Genomic DNA, 19,257 nt, shown 5'->3' with positions numbered 1-19,257 from the left:
TTTCTAGCGGAATTGTATTTTAGGGGCTCGCCCTCATGCCATCAACTTAAGAATTCGGAATTACCCCAGAACGAAATTTTAGCTTGATTGCGATGGGGTCACCATACCCATAAAAGAAAATTGTACGTTTAGACATAAAATTGACACATTTCGCTTAGTTCCTTGTATGTTAAGGAAGTAGTTTGTATATTTGAGGAGATGTGCGAGACAAGTGTAAATGTAGGAGAATCCAATATTTTCTATTCAAATATGATAGAATAGAAGTATATCCAAAACGGAGGAATAACAAATGAACTCAAACACAAAACAGTTTATTTATGATATCCAGCAAAGAAAGAACAATTATATAGAAAATGTATTAATAGCAATACAACACCCTAAAAAAGAGCAATCTGAACAAGTCATTCAAAATATAGTAGAGAAGATGGATATGATGATTAGTTTAGTTACTACTTACATGGCTATTGAATCAGAATCTACAAAAGAATTAAAAGAGCTTCAAGAAGAACTTATTCATGCTCAGGCATATATTCAAAAACGGAAATTTGAAGAAACACAGAGATAAAACCCTGTGTTTTTACTTGGTGGACTATGACATTAATTTTTTATAAATTTGATTATTGCTTTGGCATAATCCATACAATTTGTTGAATGAATACAATATATGGCGCCGTATCTTCAATGAGCAAATGATCTGGTTTCACATCCTTTAATTTACCTCTTATATTGCCTCTTACAGTTTCAATAACCACATGCTTACCAATTACTGATTGTAATGTCTGATATACATAGGGGTTAGGTGTACTTACCATATGTTGTTCACTCAAGTCATTTCCTTTCGAATAACTCATTCTATAAGACTCCTTTCTAACTTGCATTCTTTCTACTAATATATGATATAAATCTTATAAATATGCTAGAAGGATAATTCATTATAGGAACGAAAATAACATTTTAATAGAGTACGGTTTCTATTTCTACGTTGCTAAAAAAATGATTTATATAAAGTTTCTTTTACCAGTTAATAGGAGGTGATAAAGGGATATTTTGAATATACATCTAGGTTGTTCCTTTCTGGATATGTATCATTTTAAATACGCCCTTTATTAGAATAGTGCTCATACTTTTTTTGAGATTCTTTCGTAATACGTGCGTTAAGTAAAATTGCTAATAATAAAAACACTCCATATTTTCCTCCTGTAGCTCCTATGATAATCACACTACTACAAACAAGTATAATTAGTAGGATAAACGAAACTGAATAAATACGGTCACAATTCTTTGACATCTTTTCGTATTTTATGCGTTCTTTCCTTGCATTCATCTAAATTCCTCCTTTAAATTATCCATTTCACTATCAAATAAATCTCACCCTTAAAAAGGAAATAATATATCGTTATATAAATTAGTTTGTTTTTTTATCAACTAATTTATATAACGTAAAAAGAAATCCTACCAATATTAAGCTTTCCAGCATGATAATCTCGACCCTCTCCTTCCTTTTAATCCCAACACATCAAATGAAAGTTGCAGCAAACAAAAAGGATCATCCCTTTTCGTAAAGGATCATCCTTTTCTTCATTCAACAATTTTTAGGTATTCTTGATTAATTAAAATAACAGCCGGTCCATCTACAACAATTCCACCAACTTCAATTTTTTCATAAGGCTCAATCTTAATAGAAGTAATCCCTTTCCGCTTCTTTAACTCGTTACTTAATTCTTGCGTTGGCATGCGTTTCATATCTTCACTCCTTCTTATTGTTTCATTTAATCTTATTATGTTAAATAAATTGTAAAAATGGGTTCTAGTTCTAGAAATCCCATCAATTTATATCGTTGACCATATATTTAGATGTTACCAACTCGCGTATCTCTCTTATGAAAAGAAGATAAACAATTACTATTCACTGTCTCAGTAAATGTAAAAATTCTTAAAGATAGAGATGAGATTGATTTTTTTCTAGAAATAATGACTTAGATATATATACCTAAAACAATGAAAGCCCTACCTCTCTTTCATCCTTACGGCTCCTTGTCCGTGCCAGTGTGAATCAGGATTACAAAAATTCAAGTGACTATTTGATCGAGTTATTTAATGAAACTTAGAACGTTCGTAAAAGAAATTTAAAAATAAAAATGGATTAGATTGAAGTAATAACAAAAGAGGTTCCTACTCTAAAAGTGAGTTGAAGAAATTGAATGTCTTTGAAATGATTTGCTTTTAATACTCATCATATTCCCGAAAGATTTAGAATGTTTTCAGAGGATATAATACATTATTTATAATGAACCTTAACAGAAACTTTTTATTTGATTTTCAGTGATTCCTTTAATTAATTCTAGTTCGCTGACCAAAAATCTATATGCATCATCCAGCAATTTTTTTTCGCTTGTATTGAGTGCTTTTTCTTTCTTCATACGCATTAAATCCCGTACAACTTCAGCACCTTCTTGTATTTCACCCGTTTTTATTTTTTCCGTGTTCACTTTATGCCTTTGTTTCCACGGCAGTAATTTACAGGATTCTTCATGGTGAAAAATGTGTATAATGTGCTTTAATGCAAGTATATCAGTAACTGGGCGTATATTCGAATTCACTATTTTACCCGTAGGAATCATGACTTGCATCTTACTGATCGACATTTTTATGACAAAATACTGTTGTTTTTTTCCTGAGAATTCTTTTTCTTCTATGGCTTCAATTATACCTGCTCCGTGCATTGGATAAACAATGTTATCGCCAATTTGAAACATATAATCCACCTCCATATATGGTAACCTTCTTAACCTTAACACATATGTAGTTTTTTAACAAATATTTTATAATATCATAAAATTATTTTTATTGTCAACCATTTTTTAACAAAAAATTAAATTAAGTAAAAAACACCCCCAAAACAATAGGGAGTGTGTCAGATTCCCCATAAAGGGAAAGGGAATTCCCCCGCTTATATTCTGAAATCTCTACTCATTAACGTGGATTAGTTTTCCCTTGAAAACGACCAAATCGATCCCGTATTTTTTTCAATCTTGTGTGGTATTCCAAAATCTCAATTCTTGCTTTTTCAGCTAAAGGTGCAATTGGTCGTAAGTCTTTTAACCCCCAATAATCAACCACTACATCAAGTACTTGATCAAAATATTGTAGTGGTCCATAATTCGATTCTTTTGCAATTACAGCCATTCTATTTTCAAAATCAGGCATGACGGCACCTGGCATTTTAAAATTCTTAATCACATTGGCAATATGATAGCAATAATTAGGTTCTAATTCCAAATGTGTTCGAATGACGTCTCGATAAAACGCATAATGAAGTGTTTCATCTTTTGCAAGACGACGTAATAATGTAGCAAGATCTGGATCATGCTTACTTGCAACCTTAGCTACATTATTGTAAAACACCATCGTTGCAAGTTCTTGTAGCGTCGTATACGTCATGGCTTCGATTGGTGTATGAAAATCAGGCTCAAATCCACCCTCAACGACTGACTTTCTTAATTCATGTATACGTTTAGGGTTCACACTTCGAGTGAGTAGTAAATATGTCTCCAATAAATTCGAATGTTGATCCTCTTCTGAAGTCCATGTGTGAATAAAGTCCGTAATAACAGAAAGGGATCCTTTAAAAGTTGCAGATAAATACGTGGTAAACCATGGTAAATTCACTTCTGTTAATAAAGCTGTTTCAATAGCTGTAATTACACCAAAAGGAAGAGTAACTTGACTTTCATCCCAAGGAACTCTTTTAAAGTCCATTCCCTTATCCCATGGTAAAAACTCATGATAACCCCAGTCTATCTTCTGAGCTCTTATTTTATGTTGTTCATACAGTTCTTTTAAACGTGGTTCTAATCGGAAATCTAAATCATTTGTTAGCATAAAAGTCCCCCCATTTCTTATCACAGATAGTCATTCTGTTTTTACTCTTAAAATTTTCTACAAATAAATATTACGTTCCTTTTTTTAAGTCAAACATAATAAATTTGTAACAAAACCTTTTAAGAGCGCTATATTTTTATAGGATTTTTTTATTAAAAGGGGGACCGTTACATCTATTTTCTTTTTTTATAAAATAGATACTGAGGCATACAATATGTTAGTTAGCCTAAATAAAGAAACTAACCTCAGTAAATTCAGAATAACATTCATGGATGAAGATACTCGTCATGTTATAAATCTTCGTGAGTGTAAAAAGGTGCATGCTTATAAAGAATCATTTTATAATAAAGATAGATAGTGTTTTATACACATTAACAACTTATTTAGATGTAAATCCAATATATTAGATTAAGCACTTGAAAACCAAATACAGTGGATGAGATAGCCTTAAACGACAAATCCCAACTAGAACAATGTACATTGGCTATGTATGGTGAGTTAGACCAAATTTTGTTATACAACAAAAAAGGGAAGAGGCGATAAACATGCAGTCAACAGAAGCGCATATGAAGGAAAAACAACGTAGAGAAAAAATAGAAATTATATTTAGTCACAGGGTAAAAGGGGAGAGTTATTTTCACGGCTCTTCCTATCAATGGAAAAACATTGTATATCAAAATTATGATAGAATACAACAAAAAGAGATGGAAGTTGAACAACTCATTTCGAAAATGGAAAAAGCAGGGGTTCGTTTTACGCAGCACCGTTCACTCATATACTATCCCGTCATTGATTTTGTAAAATATATAGCTAAGATTTATAAGGAACCCCTCGAAATAAAATAATCATATTTAAAGGAAACCTTTATAAAAGGTTTATTTTCGATGATTTTTTAACTAAAACCTTAAAAAATCATTACAACATTCTTTTTATTTTCAATACTCATCGGTTTTGTTATAATATCAACCATAGCGTATTATATTCGTTTGTATATTTTCATATTTTGGGGATTTTATTACACAAAAAGACAACTCTTAATTGGAGTTGTCTTTTATTTTTTTCGATATACACAATACTCTTCTGATACAAAAACATCAAGATTCTTACAACCAAAGAAAAAGTAGGATTTCTAATAAGAGAGATCCTACTTTATTTCCTCATATTCCGTCATTATTTTATGAAACGTGTTTTTCTTTAGCTCTAACATTTGCATAAACATAGTAGCTGTCTTTTCTTCACCTTTACATTTATTACAAAAAATGTTATTATTAAAATGAATTATTTTTGTTCGGTGTAAAGGATTTGTAACTTTTCACCTTTATGATCACTGAGAGCAAGGATAGTATTACATTGTGTGTGTTTACACACTAGGAGGCAATACAAATGGAAAAAGGTAATGTAAAATGGTTTAATGGCGAAAAAGGCTTCGGATTCATCGAACGTGAAGGTGGAGACGATGTATTCGTTCATTTCTCAGCGATTCAAGGCGAAGGTTACAAAACTTTAGAAGAAGGCCAAGCAGTGACTTTTGATTTGGAGCAAGGTCAACGTGGACCTCAAGCTTCAAACGTACGTAAAGCTTCTTAATTTTACAAACCAGGGAAGGCAGGCTCTTTTATGAGAGTCTGCTTTTTTTCCGTGTAACAAAGAACCACCGACTCGTAAAGGACATGAAAACAGTAAATCAAATGGTAAACCAAGTCTAGCATATACTTACTGAGTATTCTAATTTAATTTTTGAGCTACCAACTTTATAAGCCTTTTTTCTAGCATAAAAGTACCCCCTAAATGAAAATTCTCTTTCTCTACAGTTAGTTATTTTGAGAAGTCAGCTCATTTTTTGTTTTGGGGGTGTTTACATTCCTTAAGTTGATGGGCATGGGGTACCACCCCATCGCTATCAAGCTAAGCTTATGCAAAGTCAATTTTAGGCGAGATTGTTTCTTTTTTCTAAGGGGCAAGTGTGGGTGATTGAAAGATTTGCATACGAAATAAACCCTATTGGGTTTCTCTTTTTTGAATTAAGCGGCTTGATTATCAGACAGGGTACAATTGTAAACGACACCTAATATATCAAAGACCGTTTTTTTCTCATATCTGTGAGATTTCCGCCCGTTTTGCTGTAGGAGATTGAACAGGCGAAGTAACACCTTTGATAGCTCTTGGGTGTTTTTTTGTATAGTTTGGAATAGAAGAAGAAAATAGTCTTTAATCATATATATGGCTTTATACTCACTAAGCTCTCGTTTTTTCTTCATGAGGAGCAATTGGCGCATTTGAAACATGATAGAAGAGCAGAGTAGAATGGCAATCAACTGACCATATAAATGGCACTCCAATCGTTCTGGTTTTATCTTTTTACAATGATGAATTTGAAAGAATGACTTCCATGTTTTAAATAAAATTTCGATTTGCCAACGCAAAGAATACCAGTCATGTACCTGTCCCATCGGGACAATATCTGTAGGGGTGTTTGTCATATATACATTGATACCACTGAGTCGTTTACTACGAGTAGAATACTTCATTCCTTTCTTTTTTTCTCTTACAGCTTGATCTTGTAATCGTTTTTGTTGCTGTTGTTTTGTTAATCGATGAACAATTACACGAGCTGGCACTTTATCAATCATTCCTACATAAGCATCAGCTATTTCACATGTTTGTCCTGGTTGAAGAGAGTTCAGTAACATCTCCATATCTAACTGTATATACTCTGTACCTTTCTTAATTCTTCCATCTTGAAAATAATCAGGGCTAGGATTTTTTTGATAAATACGTGTATTCGACTTGATACGAGAGATATAGTAGGCCTCTTTATCTTGTATATATTGAAGGTCTTTTAAATGAAAATAACCTAAATCTCGGATACATAAATCATTCGCCATCACAGTTGGGGCACACAGAGAGCCGTAAGTACGATCATGTTGTTTACCTGGACCTGTATGAATATGAAGGAACTGTCCACTTAACAAATCATACTCAAGTTGAATTTTTATCCCAGCAGTATGGCTACATCCTCCTGCACCTGGATAAACCGATGAAAATACATCCGGGAGTTGAAATGCAGTTGAATCTAAAATACGAATACGCTTGAAAACAGAAGTATATGAAGAAGAAATCGGTATAGATGAGGCCAATTTTTGGTTTAGTAGTTCAGCTAATATGTGTTGTAAAAATTGGACGGCCGCTTGATTAAATCGTTGATTCAGTCCCTCAGGACTGATGAGCACTTCTGTTGTTGCTTCTAAACAGCTAGTTAACTGAGTTAAAGAAGTAGTAGCAACATTTTGGCTCATCCATATACATAAGGCGACTAAATCCTTTGCTTTGTACTTACTGGTTCGTTGTACAAAACCAACATCTCTAGCAAGATCTCGTAAGATATTTGGGGATAAAAAACTTTGAATTTCTTGAGCAAACAGTTTTAATTCGTCAGATATAGAAACAAACATACAAAACCGCCATCCTTTCCTATGATTCTACAGAAAGAATAGCGTATTTTTTCATTTTAGGGGATATTTTATTCAGCTAGTTTGATAGCGATATAGTGCTACCTCATCGTGTATAAGAGAGTATCCTTTATTTTGATTGGTTAATTATTTAATATGTAATTTTTCTTTTACTTTTGAAGGTAAATCACCTTGTTGAACTTCCTCATAGGATTTTACTTCTTTATGATTTATTTCTGTATTGTTGTTATCCTGTTGATCGATATAAAGGCGTATGAAGGCATTTTCTTTAAGGGGGGTGTCTTTTGGTTTTACACTTCCAAATGTAACTGTTTTTTCTACTCCATCCTTATTATAAGTAGATAAAGTATAGAAACGTTGGTTACCTTGTACCTCACCTTTGTTTGTTATTTGTACATAGTATTGTTCTGTTCCCATTCTATTTATAGTAGGTGATCTTTCGCACCCTATAGCAAAACTAGAAAACAGTACGAATAATATAAATATAACTAATGATTTTTTCATATAACTCGCTCCTTATCTTTGTATATGGAAATTATAGTAAAGGATTTATAGTGAAGAAATTGATTTTAGTGACATTAATATTACAAAATTGTAAGGGTTATTAGGGGGACACCATACATACCCATTAACTTAAGAATTTTATAACACCCCCAGGATGAAAATTCCGTGTATTTTTAATAGAAAACGGCTTATTTTTTCGTTTAGGGGGTATTTGCTTTTCTTAGCTTGATAGCGATGGGGTACCACCCGCATTTTAACGAAAATATACGCTAAGTAAATTTCGACATAAAAGAAGCCGATTTTTCTACTCTAAGAAATTTCCGGCTCTAATTCGTTATAAATTAGTTTCTACTTTGTTTTCTTCATATTCTTTCACTATTTTATAAAAAGTATTTTTCTTCAGTTCTAATAGCTCCATAAACTTAACTCCTGTTATTTCTCTATTTTTCCACTTTGGGTAAGTTTCTTCTATTATAATTAGTTGCTTTGTGCTTAATGTTGAAAGGTTAAATTGAGGACGTCCTAAGTGCTTTCCTTGAGATTTAGCTACAGCAATCCATTCTGCTTGTCGCTGATGGATTTTTTTACGCTCTTGGTCTGCAACAACTAGTTTACAAGCAAGCAATTTCCACAATTCTTAAGTGATTATTTTCCTTTTTTTAAGGAAGAGGAAAAAACACCAAAAAAAAGAAGATTGAGATCAATCTTCTTTAAAAAAGGAATAGATGACAGATTACTACTCCAACTCCTAATCAATTATAATTAAGCGTGTAGTGACATTCAATTCATTCTAAATTTTCTCAATATTTTTGTCTTATTATTAAATTATAATATAAGTAATTCTTTTTATTATTATATGTTTGTTCTTTCCTGTTGCAGAATCCTTATGATAAGGATTCTTTTTTTGTATCAAAAATCTACAAAGAAAAAAGATAAGATCGGGAACACAATCTTATCTTTAGCACAAGGAGTAAACAAAAGGATAACTATCATATTGTTATTATAATTTATTTTTCATTAATTTTGAATATTAGAACCATAATTAACAAGTATATCTATATTGAGAAATTTATTACAAAGTTAGTTATAAATGATTCAAAACTCCAAAGTAAACTTTTAGCCAAAAGCTTACATTGAAATCCTTTGTTTAATTTATCTCAATTCCCCTGATACCTCAAAATTCAAAGGAAAAGTATACATTCAAAATTTGATGAATAAAGAGATTAAAATACCGGTAATCAAGAAAAAAGACTGTTTACGAAAATAGCCAAAAAGAAAAAGCTAGATTCAAGCTAACTTTTTTTCATAATTTCCGTTATCAGTAGTATCCCAAAAAGCTAACTACTTGTCTTTTTTAGATAAGTAATTAGCTTTTTGGGATACTTTAAAATATTAGCTTGATGGCTATTTGGTGGTACGCCAAATAGTATAATTAACAATCTTTTATATGTTGTGTAACTCGAAATCAAATGTTTATAAAGTTAAGACTACCAAGGAATTTAGAATTCAAGGCGGTTACACAAGATATAAGATAGGGGTAAGTAAAGGAAAGAATTATATGTTTTTTCAAATCCCTAAAAGGGTTCTATAGATCAATAAAATATGTTTATTTCAAATTGTCACATTTATGTAACATAATTGATTTATTTTATAATAGGAAACTAACACGAAACGAGGGAGAAGTTATGAAAAAAATCATACCGATAGTCGCATTAATAGGCATGATGAGCTTAGGGATACAAGAAATGAATGTGAAAGCTGAGATATACAAAAGTGCAGGTTCCAAAATGGATTTTTGGAATTCTAAAAGAACAGGCACTAATTTTATGAATAGCACTTCATTACCTGAGAATTACAAGAGTGCAAAGGAGGCCAATATTGAATATGTTCGTTTAGCACCTGATAAATGGGCAAAAGATGAAGCTTTCTTCTCTGGAGACAAACCAGATACACCAGGAAAAGATTTTCTTATAGGTAATGCAGATAACTATCAAGGATTAGTGAAAGAGGATGTAGCAAAATTAAAAAAAGATTTAGATGCTGCACAATCACAAGGAGTTAAAGTTGTACTTACAATGCTTTCATTACCTGGTGATCGTTGGCGTCAATTTAACAATAATAAGAATGATGATAGAATCTGGGAAGAAGAAAAATATCAAGAACAAGCAAGCCAATTTTGGAAGGACCTTGCGCTTGAATTAAAAGATCATCCTGCTGTGGTTGGTTACAATATTATAAATGAGCCACACCCAGAAACATCTAAGAAAAATAAATATAATGATTTTTGGACGGAAGATTATGAGAAATGGTATTCAAAAGTGAAGGGGACCCCAGCAGATTTAAATAAATTTTATCAAAAAGTTGTTAATTCAATTCGAGAAGTAGATAAAGAAACACCCATTATTTTAAATTCAGGTCTATATGCCACACCTTGGGCTTTTAAATATCTTGAACCAGTTAAAGATAATAAGACATTGTATGCATTTCATATGTATGAGCCATATCAATTAACAAGCCAACGTGAAAATCAAAATAAAGAGTATCAATATCCTGGAATTGTAAAAGTAGGAGAATTAAAAACACCTATGATGTGGGATAAAGATGGATTAAATACATTCTTACAGCCTGTTCAAAATTGGTCTGAGAAAAATCATATACCATCTAATCGAATCATAGCTGAGGAATTTGGGATTAATCGTACCGTTCCAGGAGCACCTCAATATATGCAAGACTTAATGTCTATATTCAATCAAAAGGAATGGCACAAATCATTCTATGCATTCCGTGAAGATACTTGGACAGGAATGAATTATGAATTAGGAACAGGAAAAATAAAATGGGATGAAGAGGGGAAACCAATACGTCAAGATAATCCAATTTGGGATGTAATAAAAAATGATTTACAATCTCATAAACTTCTCAAGTTAGGCGGCCGAGTATGGGAGGATAATAATCAAAACGGCATTCAAGATCAAAGTGAAAAGGGAATGGACGGCGTTCGTGTTCAACTGTTAAATAAAGATCGTAATGTAATAAAAGAAGGAAAAACAGATGAAGAAGGGCGCTACTTGTTTGATGGGTTAACAGCAAACACATATCGTGTACAAGTAGAGAAATCATCTGGTTATATCTTCATGCCAAAACAAAGTGGACAAAATGTAACGGTTGACTCCGATGTAAATGAAGCTGGAGTAACAGACACTATTATTCTTTCAAATGACGATGTAACAATCGATGCCGGAGTAAATAGAAATAGATTCAAGGATGTCCCACAAGGACACTGGGCATTTCATGCGATTCATAATTTAGCGGATGAAGGAATTATTGCGGGTTATGGAAATGGAATATTTGGTATGGGAGACGATGTAACACGTGAACAAGTAGCTGCGTTAATTTACCGTACTTTGCATATAGAAAAACAAGATGAATATGAAAATCCATACAGAGATATCAATAAAAATTCAACAATGTTTCCTGAGGAAATATTAGCTTTAACTAAGCTAGGGATTTTCCAAGGGGATGATCAAGGAAACTTTAGACCGAAAGCTACATTAACACGTGCAGAAATGGCACAAGTTATTACGAAATCTTTTAAACTAGATGTGAAGGCTCCACATAATTTCAACGATGTTCCAGCAAATTCATGGGCAAAAGATGCGATTAGTGCCGTGCAATCGAACCATATTGCAGTAGGAGTTGGAGAAGGGAAATTTGCTCCGGATATGAAAGTAACACGTGAACAGTATGCACAATTTTTATATAATGCAATTTCGAATGAGCGATCCCATCAATAAAAAGAAAATAAAGTTGAGCGGCCTATTATATCATCAATATAGGGGAGTATTACTGCACGTAAAAGTTTAATTGGTGATAGCCTAAACCCATCAACCTAAGAGTGAAAAAAATGAAATTTCGTTCATATGAACTAAAAAAACCTTCCAATATTTTGTGTCCTTAAAAATAATCATACCAAATAAACCTAGATAGGTATCATTTTTAATATACAAATTTGGATATATTACATTTGCGATAAGAATAAATAAATCGTAATTCTTATAAAAGTCCTATTTTATTAAGGGAATAGCAAATATATTATAAATAGTTTGATATAATGAAATGCAAATTAATTTATAGAGCGAGGTATATAATATTGAATAAACGACGTATTTTTATTGGTGCTGCAATGAGCAGTGTTTTACTATTATCTGCATGTGGTAATTCAGATAATCTTGCAACATCAAAATCAGGAAATTTGACCCAAGAAGAATTTAATAAAGAGTTGAAAGAGACAGCGGGAAAAGTCGTTCTACAACAAGCAATGTTAAACAAGATTTTACTAGATAAATATAAAGTTTCAGATGATGAAGCAAAGAAAAAAGTTGAAGAATTAAAAAAACAAATGGGTGATAATTTCAAAGCCTATTTAACACAGGCTGGAGCTAAAGATGAAGATGATCTTAAAAAGAAAATTAAATCACAAATAGCTTTTGAAAAAGCTGTTAAAGCTTCGGTTACAGAAAAAGAAATAAAAAGCCTTTATAAGCCAAAATTAAAAGCAAGTCATATTTTAGTAAAAGATGAAAAAACGGCGAAAGAAATAAAAGAAAAATTAAATAATGGAGAAGATTTTGCAGCATTAGCAAAACAATATTCAGAGGATCCTGGTTCAAAAGAAAAAGGTGGAGAATTACCTGAGTTTGGTCCAGGTGAAATGAAGCCTGAATTTGAAGAAGCCGCTTATAAATTAGAAGTTGGACAAGTAAGTGATCCAATAAAAGCTTCTTATGGTTACCATATTATTAAATTAACAGAGAAAAAAGAGTTAAAACCTTTTGATCAGGAAAAAGATAATATTCGTAAGGAATTGGAACAGAAACGTTTACAAGATCAACAATGGCAACAACAATTCTTCAAAGATTTATTCAAGAAAGCAGATATAAAAATATCAGATAAAGATTTAAAAGATACTTTTAAAGAATTTGAAAAATAAGGATATGTACAAAAAAAGAACCTAATAGGTTCTTTTTTTGTACATATCCCTAAACTAATGAAATATAATCTACTTACTTGCCTTAAAAATAAGTAGGATTGCTTATTTCTTTTTGAGTATAACATGTTATATCTGGATTATGTATTTGTATAAAAACTAGCTATGTCATTGTCATATGTATGTTGAATAAGGGGTCTCGCCACATTGCCATCAACCTAAGATTTTGAAGTTCCCCCCAAAACGAAATTTTTATCTCTCTACAGCTGATTATGAGAACTAAGCTTATTTTTAACTTATGATTTCACAGTTTCAAAAAGAAAAACCACAGCAATTGCTGTGGTTTTTCTTTTAATGACCTAAACTATGTTGTGAATGCTCATAGCATTATACGTTGGATTTCGAAAAAAATGTTAAAATGTAAACTTTTAAATAAATTTACTAGGTTCTAAATAACGCATGATAACATTATATAACTAATAAACTATTTCCAACGATCTAATTTAGGAATATTTCTTACAAGAAACTTAGCAAGAAATTTAGGGGTTTTTATATTTTTTATTAAATGTTCTTGTACAAATTGTTGCATTTGTATTGCTGTAATATCTTGAACAAACTTACCATCCATATAACAATGACTACAATATTTAACACTTTTACTCCCATTACTTTCTGTACCTCCACCTAATTCATCTTTCGAAAGAGGCATTCCACAACTTTGACATACTTTATATTTTTTCATCAAAATTCTCCTTTGAAAATTAACCACATCAAATAATAAACAAGTGTACAACAACATAACAAATTTATAAAGAGGTAACTCCACATTGCTATTCAGCTAATAAAAAGAAATACCCCATGCCCATCAAGCTAAGATTTTGAAGTGCCCCCATCGCTATCAACCTAAAAAATCAAAATCCCCCCATAACGAAAATTCTATTCATTGTTGACTACTTATAATGATAGGTTATGTAAACTTTACATGAATAAGGTATATAATATATAAATAACGATTAACTGAGGTGAGAGTATGGAAGATACATATAAAATCCCAAAATTAGAAACAAAGCGTCTTTTATTAAAAAAACTAGATTTTCATGATTTAGATGATTTATTTGAAGTCTATTCGGATCCTCAAACAACTACATATGTACCTCGAGAGGTACATAAAAATAAAGATGAAACTCGTATTTTTTTAGAAAATACGATGGATACAGCTAAGAAAGGTAAGTCTTTCATATGGTCTATTATGTTTAAGGGGGATCAGAAAGCTATTGGAACCTGTGGCATCTGGAAATTATCACACAGTAGCGCTTCTTTAGGAGCCGTTATTAACCCACTGTATTGGGGAAAAGGAGTGATCGTTGAAGCTTTAGAAGAACTAATAAAGTTTGGCTTTCAAGAATTAGATTTAAATCGTATTGAAGGAAGATGCGACATAAGGAATACAGCGTCTGAACGAGTTATGCAAAAGCTAAAAATGACATATGAAGGAACATTGAGACAAAGTGTAATGATCAATGGTATGTATTGCGATTCTAAGGTATATTCTCTTTTAAAACATGAATACGGTAACTTTCGATAACGAAAATTATGTAATGTTATCAAACGACTAAATGAGGTACCGTCACATTTCCATAAAGCTAAGGTTTCACACTATTCATTAAGCAAAAAAGACGTTATTCTTACTGTAGAATTATAGGAAAGGATGGCGTTTTTTGTATGTCTAATTCTGTATCTGACGACTTACAATTATTTGCACAGGAGATTAAGAGTCTTTTATCCTCAAATACCTTACAGAATCTAGCTAGAGATGTTGGATTTGTACAGCGAACAAGTAAGTATCAAGCACAAGATTTAGTAGCTTTATGCGTATGGCTTAACCAAAGTGTAGCAAAAACTTCCTTAACCCAGTTATGTAGTTGTTTAGAAGCATCAACAGAAGTACTCATAAGTCCTGAGCTACCCCTTGTAGCGATAAATTTTTAGAGGAAGCATCCATAGCGGCTTCTTTTTTCTTTGTTATATAAAATTTATATAACAAAGAAAAACCCAGTGACTTCATGCACACATAATGATATCACTGGGTTTTATAAGTTTAACATTTTGTATGTTTTGTAGAACTTATTTATTAAATAAAAAAATCCCTTCACGATTTCTGAAGGGGTCAGTATACATTGAAAGGGTACTTTCATTTTAATATATAAAAGAAAAAACTCGTATTGATAAAATTAACCTTTTTGTCTTTGCTCCTTTTAATTCACTGTAAAGAAACCGTAAGGATTAAATTCATCCTATGTAGAATTTTGTGTTCCTCATTAGACATGTATATTAGATAAATCATAATCTTTTATGCAATATTGCATAAAAAAATACCCTTTAATCTTGCTATAATTTTGATTGTAAATTGTTGCATCCAACATTTTATAATCTTCTATATTCATTAATATAGAAACCCTAATTACAGGAAAAAGGGAAGAATATTGGTGGTTCTTCTCTTTTTCCTTATTTTTTACTGTTGAATGATATAAAAAGTATGTTTATTAATGAAACCTGTTAAAATACAAACTTTTAATTAACAAGCGAGAAATAAACACTTCATTATTTCTTCTATATTTAAAGAGCTCTTTTCTAATACAATAAGAACAGCTAGTAATCACTACAAGTTCTTTTTCAGATAATGTATAAAAGGTGAATCAAACTATCTCATTAATCGTAACGGGGAAACCATCTTACATATGGCTTGTTTTCATTATATAACAAATACAATTTATCACTTTACTCATATTGTAGGAAGTAATTTGTCTAACTCCTCTTTTATATAATTATACAAAAAGTTCTAAAAATTTGAATTGAGGTAAAAATCATGAGAAGTTTTAGTTCATTATTGATCTCTACTATCTGTTCAACAATCCTTTTAGTTTGGAATTCCTTTTCTTTCTATACTGGATTCACAACAGGACATACATACTATTGGGTTAACGGTATCATAGCCTTGGTTTTCTTTCTATTCTTTGTCTTAAATATGCGAGATATTATCAAGAAAAACTACAGAACATCAGGACAATAGAAGTTGATACATATGTGGGAAAGATTTAAAAACTATAAGTATTCCTCAAAGGAATTAAAGTTCATGCTTTGGCTATTTGGTATTACTTGTTTTGTACACTCGGTCGCTTTCTTTGGTGGACTATTTTCTTCCGAATTCCTTTGGTTTAAAGGTCTTTGCGCTATTGCAGCATTACTAGCTTTTATGGATGTAAAGCGGAAAATCAATAAGTATAAAGTAGCATTGTGAAAAGGATTCATTACAGGTTCCTTTTTCCTATGCGAAATAAAAAAAGCAGTGGATTGGCTACCTATCCATGTTCATCCACCCCAAGGCAATTTTTAATTTAGGTATTGAAATTCTCTAAATCTCGATGTATTATATTTTTGTATTTTCTCAGTTCCTAAGCCGAGAAAACATCATCACTTTTGAAAGGACCCGAACTCCAGCGGGTTCTTTTTATTTACTTGAACTCATTTTTGAATTATTGTATTATATTTTCAGGTCCTACTTATATAAATCATTATCAAGAGAATCTGCGGGTTTGCAGGTTCTTTTTTTTGTTAAATAAAAAAGCAGTGGACACGGCATTTTTATTAATTGATTATGATATCAATGTTGATTTAAAACGGTTTATATAAAATCAATAAATGAGATTTTTAGAGGAAGGGCGGACCTTTATTTATTAATTCACATAATTTTCAAACACTAAAACTCTGGATGTTAATATTTGTTATATAATGGAATCAAGCCGTAATCAATATGGTTTCCCCGTTATGAATAATAAGATAATTTATGTGTCCCGTGTATTCGCTTTAAAACAAAAAGAACTTGTAGTGATTTCTACAAGTTCTTTTTGTTTTTCTTATTGTATTAGGGGTACCGCCACATCGCTATCAACCTAACAGAACAGGTTGCTCCCAAAAGTTTTTTATACAAAATAACATCAAAAAATACGTCTTGAACAAGCGTTAAAAAAGACAACTGAAGGGCAAGTATATCCTTTTGGAGTCTTTTTAAGAGAAAATGATACAATGAAGATAATATTAGGGAATTATGGGGATGATTACGTTGCTTACTTTGATAAAATTTGTAGTTAGTTATGCTGCAAGTCTGTTTGCTTTTATTTTTGGATGGTTCTTAATTTCATATATTTTTAATCCTAGCTTTATTCACCCGGACGTTTTACATGGATTCATAAAAACTATCGTCACTTATGGTAGTATACCAGCTCTCATAGCTTGTTTACTTGGGGAAGTTTTATATAGGAAAATTAAACGATGTCGAGAGTTTCAATTTGGAATTCCTTTATTTATAGGACTAGCAGTTATCTATACACTTATACCATTTCTTTTTACTTTTACTTTTTCACATTTCTTTGACTTCGTTGTACCTGTTATTATGGGTTCCTTAGCGTTTTATTTAGTACGTAGAAAAATATAATTCTCATTTTGGTGCATTATAATAGCTATCTCTAAATCACTAGTTTCAAAAAGCCTTCACGCAATGATGATTGCATGAAGGCTTTTGATGTTTTCTTATTTTTTTGTCTCGTTAACCCATGTAATAATGTCCTGGATGACGTACTCTGGAACATTAGCAGGGATTTCATATTCACTAGGGAGGCTTAATTCCCCGTCACCCTCCGTGAAGAAATGATTCAATTTCGGATATTTTTTGAACTGAACATTCCCACGGTTTGAAAGTCCTTTCTGCCATTTTGTATATTCATTTTTTACTGTTACTTGATAATCGCGTGCTCCTTGCAGAATGAGTAAAGGCTCTTTTCTTGATTTTGCCTCTTCAACTGGACGCCACCTAGAAACATCATACATAAAATGAGGTGACCCAAAATTGTAGCCAGCTGGAGGATGGTCAGGATTGAAAGTAGGGTCCTGAATAAAAGCAGCCTGTCTTTTTAGTTCATCGATTTCTTCCTTTGATGCCCCAAGGTATTCATACTGATCAATGGCAATGTCAGTCAAAGGGCGTGCAGGTGGTGCGAGTAAGATACTTCCTCGAACAAGTGAGGAAGGCGCTTTGCTCAGTATACGCGGCATTGTGCCAGCTCCTTGGCTATGTCCGAGAATGAAAATATTATTTGGATCAATGCCTTCCTGCTGCGCTGCTGACTTTGCTGCATATATGGCATCATCTGTAGTATCACGGTCTAATGTAACAGGTTCTGCACTCATCTTTAATGCATGTTCTAAGGTACGTTTTTCATAGCGCAACACTGCAATTCCGTTGGATGAAAGGCCCACCGCAAGGTCTCGTAAGATTTTTGTTCCCAAATAGGTAGCATCGCGATCATGGATGCCAGCACCATGCACAAGAACAACGACGGGTACCTTTTCACCACGCTGATGCTTCGGAACTGTTAATGTCGCTGGTAACGGATAGGTAGAATTTCCAATGACGATTTCACGTTCTTGATAGGAGTCAGGTTGATCATAGCTAGGATGTGGGATGGTATAAGATTCTTCGGGTGGCCTTTCTCCAATTTCATCTACTTTCCCGCCAGGTGTGAATTTAAGGAGTAGCGGTATGGTAGTTCCTTCGGTAGCTGCTGGAATTTCTACCGTCTGATGGACCAAGTTTCGTTCTTTTATCACGGGGGTTCCCATGCTTTTTATCCCGCTCCAGCCACTTTGTGTCCACCAGTTTTGTAATGTGGTTGCTGTAAACTTGGATCGAAAAGCAGTAGACGTCAACTGTAGTGCCTCTGCATACTTACCTTGCTGGAGATATTCAAAAAATAATGATGTACGCTCCGTTAAAGAGACTAGTTTCTTTTCAGCAGATTGTTCTTCGCGTGTATCTGCGTGAATAGTTGTTGTAAGCGGGAAAGATGAAACGCCTAAAGAAAAGAGTAGGGGAAAGGTAAGTACTGATCTTTGTATTTTCTTTTTTTTATTCATGTTTTAACCTCCAATACGTGATGGTACAAAACAGGTATGGTAATTAGAATTCTGGTGCGAAAACTTCAAAATATTTGCAAGTAATCTCCAAAACTTGGACATACTCATATTATTATTCTAAAAAACGTAGATTTCTTCTCTTGTCACATGCATATTAATCCCAGAAATAATCTTTCTTCCTTCACTTTATATTTTGATTATACAAAACAAAGCTCTCGTTTTTCTTACTTGATACTTACAAATTCCTTAAGTAAAGGATATTTTAAAATCTTAGCTTGATGAATATGTAGCGGTACTCCTATGTTAAGAGATAGCTTAAGGACCGAGGATTATATTGTTTTTATAAAGGGTTGATGTTATGTTTGTTTTGTAACATATCGTGTTTTATGCATGTAGGAGGATTTATTGAAGAAATTATTAATATTGTTTTTATTAGCTACATTT

At 32.3% G+C, this 19,257-nt stretch carries 18 protein-coding genes and 4 pseudogenes; 11 read left to right on the top strand and 11 right to left on the bottom strand.

Annotated elements, in window-relative coordinates:
* Window positions 1-289: 289 nt before the first annotated feature.
* Window positions 290-565, top strand: coding sequence for a hypothetical protein (locus ACTFSL_RS17340; RefSeq protein ID WP_059304073.1), 276 nt, complete (start codon window positions 290-292; stop codon window positions 563-565).
* A 52-nt stretch (window positions 566-617) separates the two neighbouring features.
* On the opposite strand, the gene ACTFSL_RS17335 is transcribed toward ACTFSL_RS17340, so the two are convergent.
* The 5 genes from ACTFSL_RS17335 to ACTFSL_RS17315 all read right to left on the bottom strand — a co-directional run bounded on the left by ACTFSL_RS17335 (window position 618) and on the right by ACTFSL_RS17315 (window position 3,882).
* Complete coding sequence (locus ACTFSL_RS17335) at window positions 618-851, bottom strand: YuzF family protein (RefSeq protein WP_059304072.1); 234 nt, start codon at window positions 849-851, stop codon at window positions 618-620.
* A 239-nt stretch (window positions 852-1,090) separates the two neighbouring features.
* Window positions 1,091-1,324: a hypothetical protein gene (locus tag ACTFSL_RS17330; RefSeq protein WP_059304071.1), complete on the bottom strand. Its 234-nt coding sequence runs from the start codon at window positions 1,322-1,324 to the stop codon at window positions 1,091-1,093.
* Window positions 1,325-1,578: 254 nt separating this feature from the next.
* Window positions 1,579-1,743 (bottom strand): BC1881 family protein, encoded by a 165-nt coding sequence (locus ACTFSL_RS17325; RefSeq protein ID WP_000827566.1) that lies wholly within the window; start codon window positions 1,741-1,743, stop codon window positions 1,579-1,581.
* Window positions 1,744-2,294: 551 nt separating this feature from the next.
* Window positions 2,295-2,756, bottom strand: a complete 462-nt coding sequence (locus ACTFSL_RS17320) for a CarD family transcriptional regulator (RefSeq protein ID WP_000486304.1) — start codon at window positions 2,754-2,756, stop codon at window positions 2,295-2,297.
* A 217-nt stretch (window positions 2,757-2,973) separates the two neighbouring features.
* The gene (locus tag ACTFSL_RS17315; protein ID WP_000957097.1) at window positions 2,974-3,882 is read right to left on the bottom strand and encodes an acyl-ACP desaturase; all 909 of its coding nucleotides are present in this window, start codon (window positions 3,880-3,882) and stop codon (window positions 2,974-2,976) included.
* A gap of 545 nt (window positions 3,883-4,427) precedes the next feature.
* Between ACTFSL_RS17315 and ACTFSL_RS17310 the strand changes: the two genes are divergently transcribed.
* The gene (locus tag ACTFSL_RS17310; RefSeq protein ID WP_059304069.1) at window positions 4,428-4,727 is read left to right on the top strand and encodes a hypothetical protein; all 300 of its coding nucleotides are present in this window, start codon (window positions 4,428-4,430) and stop codon (window positions 4,725-4,727) included.
* A 299-nt stretch (window positions 4,728-5,026) separates the two neighbouring features.
* On the opposite strand, the pseudogene ACTFSL_RS17305 reads toward ACTFSL_RS17310, so the two are convergent.
* Window positions 5,027-5,134: pseudogene (locus tag ACTFSL_RS17305) on the bottom strand (integrase); the annotation flags it as partial.
* Between the two features lie 131 nt (window positions 5,135-5,265).
* Here ACTFSL_RS17305 and ACTFSL_RS17300 point away from each other — a divergent pair.
* A complete protein-coding gene (locus tag ACTFSL_RS17300) occupies window positions 5,266-5,469 on the top strand; it encodes a cold-shock protein (protein WP_000410775.1) in 204 nt (67 codons plus the stop codon).
* Between the two features lie 434 nt (window positions 5,470-5,903).
* Here the strand turns inward: ACTFSL_RS17300 and ACTFSL_RS17295 are convergent, their stop codons facing one another.
* The 3 genes and pseudogenes from ACTFSL_RS17295 to ACTFSL_RS17285 all read right to left on the bottom strand — a co-directional run.
* Window positions 5,904-7,334, bottom strand: coding sequence for an IS4 family transposase (locus ACTFSL_RS17295; RefSeq protein WP_336577444.1), 1,431 nt, complete (start codon window positions 7,332-7,334; stop codon window positions 5,904-5,906).
* A 144-nt stretch (window positions 7,335-7,478) separates the two neighbouring features.
* Entirely contained in the window at window positions 7,479-7,856 is a 378-nt protein-coding gene (locus tag ACTFSL_RS17290; protein WP_336577443.1) for a YxeA family protein, read from the bottom strand.
* 334 nt (window positions 7,857-8,190) lie between these two features.
* Window positions 8,191-8,460, bottom strand: a pseudogene (locus ACTFSL_RS17285) (recombinase family protein); the annotation flags it as partial.
* A gap of 1,081 nt (window positions 8,461-9,541) precedes the next feature.
* On the opposite strand from ACTFSL_RS17285, the gene ACTFSL_RS17280 reads away from it, so the two are divergent.
* On the top strand, window positions 9,542-11,650 hold the full coding sequence (locus ACTFSL_RS17280; RefSeq protein WP_080446900.1) for an S-layer homology domain-containing protein: 2,109 nt from the start codon (window positions 9,542-9,544) through the stop codon (window positions 11,648-11,650).
* A 356-nt stretch (window positions 11,651-12,006) separates the two neighbouring features.
* Window positions 12,007-12,846 (top strand): peptidylprolyl isomerase, encoded by an 840-nt coding sequence (locus tag ACTFSL_RS17275; RefSeq protein ID WP_059304068.1) that lies wholly within the window; start codon window positions 12,007-12,009, stop codon window positions 12,844-12,846.
* A 481-nt stretch (window positions 12,847-13,327) separates the two neighbouring features.
* Here the strand turns inward: ACTFSL_RS17275 and ACTFSL_RS17270 are convergent, their stop codons facing one another.
* Window positions 13,328-13,585, bottom strand: coding sequence for a zinc ribbon domain-containing protein (locus tag ACTFSL_RS17270; protein ID WP_000760218.1), 258 nt, complete (start codon window positions 13,583-13,585; stop codon window positions 13,328-13,330).
* A 288-nt stretch (window positions 13,586-13,873) separates the two neighbouring features.
* Between ACTFSL_RS17270 and ACTFSL_RS17265 the strand changes: the two genes are divergently transcribed.
* The 6 genes and pseudogenes from ACTFSL_RS17265 to ACTFSL_RS17240 all read left to right on the top strand — a co-directional run bounded on the left by ACTFSL_RS17265 (window position 13,874) and on the right by ACTFSL_RS17240 (window position 17,335).
* Complete coding sequence (locus ACTFSL_RS17265; protein ID WP_059304067.1) at window positions 13,874-14,428, top strand: GNAT family N-acetyltransferase; 555 nt, start codon at window positions 13,874-13,876, stop codon at window positions 14,426-14,428.
* A 137-nt stretch (window positions 14,429-14,565) separates the two neighbouring features.
* Window positions 14,566-14,805: pseudogene (locus tag ACTFSL_RS17260) on the top strand (IS4 family transposase); the annotation flags it as partial.
* Between the two features lie 904 nt (window positions 14,806-15,709).
* Window positions 15,710-15,913, top strand: coding sequence for a hypothetical protein (locus ACTFSL_RS17255; protein WP_075313732.1), 204 nt, complete (start codon window positions 15,710-15,712; stop codon window positions 15,911-15,913).
* 12 nt (window positions 15,914-15,925) lie between these two features.
* Complete coding sequence (locus ACTFSL_RS17250) at window positions 15,926-16,141, top strand: hypothetical protein (RefSeq protein ID WP_059304065.1); 216 nt, start codon at window positions 15,926-15,928, stop codon at window positions 16,139-16,141.
* Window positions 16,142-16,806: 665 nt separating this feature from the next.
* Window positions 16,807-16,929, top strand: a pseudogene (locus ACTFSL_RS17245) (GNAT family N-acetyltransferase); the annotation flags it as partial.
* Between the two features lie 25 nt (window positions 16,930-16,954).
* Complete coding sequence (locus ACTFSL_RS17240; RefSeq protein ID WP_059304064.1) at window positions 16,955-17,335, top strand: hypothetical protein; 381 nt, start codon at window positions 16,955-16,957, stop codon at window positions 17,333-17,335.
* A gap of 95 nt (window positions 17,336-17,430) precedes the next feature.
* Here the strand turns inward: ACTFSL_RS17240 and ACTFSL_RS17235 are convergent, their stop codons facing one another.
* Window positions 17,431-18,813: an alpha/beta hydrolase family protein gene (locus tag ACTFSL_RS17235; RefSeq protein ID WP_059304063.1), complete on the bottom strand. Its 1,383-nt coding sequence runs from the start codon at window positions 18,811-18,813 to the stop codon at window positions 17,431-17,433.
* Between the last annotated feature and the right edge of the window lie 444 nt (window positions 18,814-19,257).

It is taken from the genome of Bacillus cereus group sp. MYBK108-1, assembly GCF_051917185.1.
GTDB classification, from domain to species: domain Bacteria; phylum Bacillota; class Bacilli; order Bacillales; family Bacillaceae_G; genus Bacillus_A; species Bacillus_A cereus.
Note: the sequence above shows the minus strand (reverse complement) of the source record. Positions and strands in the feature narration are given on the sequence as shown.